Consider the following 2,959-nt stretch of genomic DNA (forward strand, 5'->3'; position numbering starts at 1 on the left):
ATGTATACCTTTACACATAGATTACCTTATATTTCAATAAAAATAAACTTTTTCAACATTTATTATGAAAATAACAGGATTTTAATTCTTACAAGACGAATATATCTTATAGTACGATATAAAAATTAGGGGGAATTATAATATGAAAGACATTAATCCACATTGGGAGACAATATACTACCACTTACGCTATGAATATGAAGACAATCTTTCTCATCAAGCAATTCGTATTTTACAAATCGTTTCCCGTGAGAAAGATATAACAATTGGAAAAATTGCTTCTGAACTTGGTTTATCTAATAACACAGCGTCCGAACATGTAAAACGTCTTATTCAAAAAGGATTTATCATGAAAGAAAGAAATAAACAAGATGAAAGAGTTGTGAACCTTACATTAACGGCAGAAGGAATGGAAGTATTAGAAAAGCATACTTTACTAGATAAAGAAAAGATAAAAATATTAGAATCACAGTTATCAAAAGAAGAACAACAATTAATCGAAAAAGCCTTTTCTTTATTAGCGAAGGAGGCAAAATATGCATTTCCTCGTTAAAGTCATCGTTTCGGCACTTATTATCGGCGTGATTACTGAAGTCGCTAAACATTATAGTACGATAGGCGGCTTTATCGCAGCTCTTCCTCTTATTAGTTTACTTAGTTTATTTTGGATTTCTTTCGAAGGTGGGAGTAAACAAGAGTTAAGTCAATTCGCTTTAGGCGTATTATATGGATTTCCTGCATCTGCACTACTACTATTTATTGTTTATATCAGTTTAAAAAACTCCTTTTCACTTAGTACATCTATACTCTTCGGCATATGTGCCTGGTGTATCGTCTTTACTTGCCAAAAAGTATTTCAAGCTTAGGGGGAATTACTATTAATAGATCAGTAGAGATATTTGGACAAAATGTAGAAGTATATATGAGAGGTAGTAGTAAACAAACTGTAGTCATTCAAACAGGAATGGGATGCTCATTTTATGATTGGCTTCCTATTATAGAAAAGCTTTCACAAAACTTTACAGTCATTTCATATCATCGCCCAGGTTACGGAGAAAGTGAGCTAGGAACTAATCCACGTACAACAATACAAGCTGCAAAGGAACTACATATGCTGCTACATGAACTAGCTATTTACGAGCCAATCATTTTAATTGGTCATTCCTATGGAGGTTTATGCGCACAACATTTTGCGATATTACATGAGGATCAAATTAAAGCACTTATTTTAGTTGATTCTACTTCCATGAACTTACACCGATTAGATGAGCTTCATTTACCGATTTCTGATCAAACTGATTCTGATGATATGTGGCTACAAAAATATCATACTTACTCCAACATGGATGCAGACGCGCTTTATACTGAACTAAAACCTACGCTCGTCAATACAACACAACAGCATATCAAATTTTCTACATCTCCTTCATTATATAAAGCGACAGCTTCTGAACTGTCCGAGTGGGAATATTGTGCTCGCTCAATAAAAAAACAACATAAAACATTAGAAATACCATTAATCGTTATCGGTAGAGATCCTCAATATTGTATTGCTCAATTGATTGAGGGCGGTATGCCAAAAGAAGAAGCTACACAACTTGAAGATATGTGGCAAGAACTTATTCGTGAACAATTACACCTCTCAATAAACAGCAAATATATTCTTGCCGAACATGCTGGTCACGGAATAGAAAATGATCGACCAGATATTATCATTCAAGTCATTCAATCTTTACACACAAAAAAAGGAAGCAACTAAAGCTGCTTCCTTACTTATCTATTCATAGTCTTCTTCGTCATCATCAACTTCTTCATAATACGAACTCCCATTGCTTACATATATAGGACCATTCGCAACATCAATACGTAGTACCCATGCCCATGGCACAGCTAAACGTTTATGTATTGCTCTCCAAAAATTCATTGATTTTCTTTCGTACTCCTGGAACTCCTGAAGTAACTCTTTATAGGAGGAACCGTCTAACTGAATATTTGCTTCTAATAAACGAGAATGGGCATAGTACTGTAACTCTAGTTCAGCAGCAATCTCCATTTCTTCTTCCGTTGCCATACCTATAATTGCTCCATCTGCTGGTGCGATTTCATATACGTTGTGAACTTCAATAAGCCCTTCTTTCTCTTTCTCAAACATGTAAACAGCCTCCTTTAACAAATAGTTTTTATGTTACAAAGTCATACTTCTACAATACCTTCTCTCTTTCCTCTTTTTTTGATAAACTTTTACAAAATGTTTATCCGATGACCTATTCTCTCTATTCTTTCAGCAGAAATGAAACGATTACTATTAAAAGCTAATTTGTACACATCGGGCATGTGAAGTGTTTTCCAAAACTGAAAATCATATTTCGAATCAAAATAATTCATAAGTAAAACCATAATATTCCCATGAGTGCCTATTACAATATTCTTCCCTTTATATTTTCCCAATATATTTTGCATACATAATACAGCACGCCTTTGCGCTACATCATTTGATTCCCCGCCTTCGTATGCAAAAGTCCAGTCTTCCCACACCTTCTGAATAGCATCATTAAAATCCTGTACTGGTTCTTTACTTAATAACCTTTCTCGTAAAGCTTCTTCTATTTGTATCGATACATTATATGTATTCGCAATTCCTTGCACAGTTTGAATCGCTCTTTTATAAGGACTTGAAATCACAACATCAATATGTTCATCTTTTAATAAATGTGTTACATTCTCTGCATCCAAGTACCCCTTTTCAGATAAAGGACGTTCCCTTTCTTCTTTTGTATATGTAGAGTGGGCATGGCGAACGAAATATATTGTAGTCATTATTCAACTTCCTTTCTTATTTTCAATCTATATTCAATGAAGTAATTAGGAAATCCTGTATCATTTATAGAAAAGAGCACTTTTTAAAAAGTGCTCTTTTGTTTACATAATAAAATTATTTCATTATAATTTATTTCTAAAT

The 2,959-nt window shown here is 33.5% G+C and carries 5 protein-coding genes; 3 read left to right on the top strand and 2 right to left on the bottom strand.

Features of this window, described 5'->3' with window-relative positions; translation table 11 throughout:
* Positions 1-142: 142 nt before the first annotated feature.
* The 3 genes from AB3X48_RS20275 to AB3X48_RS20285 are packed head-to-tail and all read left to right on the top strand — an operon-like array spanning position 143 to position 1,759.
* The gene (locus AB3X48_RS20275) at positions 143-553 is read left to right on the top strand and encodes a MarR family winged helix-turn-helix transcriptional regulator (RefSeq protein WP_016104446.1); all 411 of its coding nucleotides are present in this window, start codon (positions 143-145) and stop codon (positions 551-553) included.
* Positions 537-866 carry a DUF3147 family protein gene (locus AB3X48_RS20280; RefSeq protein WP_016104445.1) on the top strand — a complete coding sequence of 110 codons (330 nt, stop codon included), beginning with the start codon at positions 537-539 and terminating at the stop codon, positions 864-866. The genes AB3X48_RS20275 and AB3X48_RS20280 overlap by 17 nt, the downstream gene beginning before the upstream one ends.
* Positions 818-1,759, top strand: coding sequence for an alpha/beta fold hydrolase (locus AB3X48_RS20285; protein WP_016104444.1), 942 nt, complete (start codon positions 818-820; stop codon positions 1,757-1,759). Before AB3X48_RS20280 ends, AB3X48_RS20285 begins: the two co-directional genes overlap by 49 nt.
* Positions 1,760-1,777: 18 nt before the next feature.
* Here the strand turns inward: AB3X48_RS20285 and AB3X48_RS20290 are convergent, their stop codons facing one another.
* Positions 1,778-2,152, bottom strand: a complete 375-nt coding sequence (locus AB3X48_RS20290) for a hypothetical protein (protein WP_000461761.1) — start codon at positions 2,150-2,152, stop codon at positions 1,778-1,780.
* Between the two features lie 89 nt (positions 2,153-2,241).
* Positions 2,242-2,817, bottom strand: a complete 576-nt coding sequence (locus AB3X48_RS20295) for a histidine phosphatase family protein (RefSeq protein WP_016104443.1) — start codon at positions 2,815-2,817, stop codon at positions 2,242-2,244.
* Between the last annotated feature and the right edge of the window lie 142 nt (positions 2,818-2,959).

It is taken from the genome of Bacillus sp. S4 (assembly GCF_040838205.1).
In the GTDB taxonomy this organism is placed as follows: Bacteria; Bacillota; Bacilli; order Bacillales; family Bacillaceae_G; genus Bacillus_A; species Bacillus_A cereus_U.

What these genes read in the sequence shown, in the direction of transcription:
- AB3X48_RS20275 (WP_016104446.1), top strand. Translation starts at nt 143, where the DNA reads ATGAAAGACATTAATCCACATTGGGAGACAATATACTACCACTTACGC.
- AB3X48_RS20280 (WP_016104445.1), top strand. Translation starts at nt 537, where the DNA reads ATGCATTTCCTCGTTAAAGTCATCGTTTCGGCACTTATTATCGGCGTG.
- AB3X48_RS20285 (WP_016104444.1), top strand. Translation starts at nt 818, where the DNA reads ATGTGCCTGGTGTATCGTCTTTACTTGCCAAAAAGTATTTCAAGCTTA.
- AB3X48_RS20290 (WP_000461761.1), bottom strand. Translation starts at nt 2,152, where the DNA reads ATGTTTGAGAAAGAGAAAGAAGGGCTTATTGAAGTTCACAACGTATAT.
- AB3X48_RS20295 (WP_016104443.1), bottom strand. Translation starts at nt 2,817, where the DNA reads ATGACTACAATATATTTCGTTCGCCATGCCCACTCTACATATACAAAA.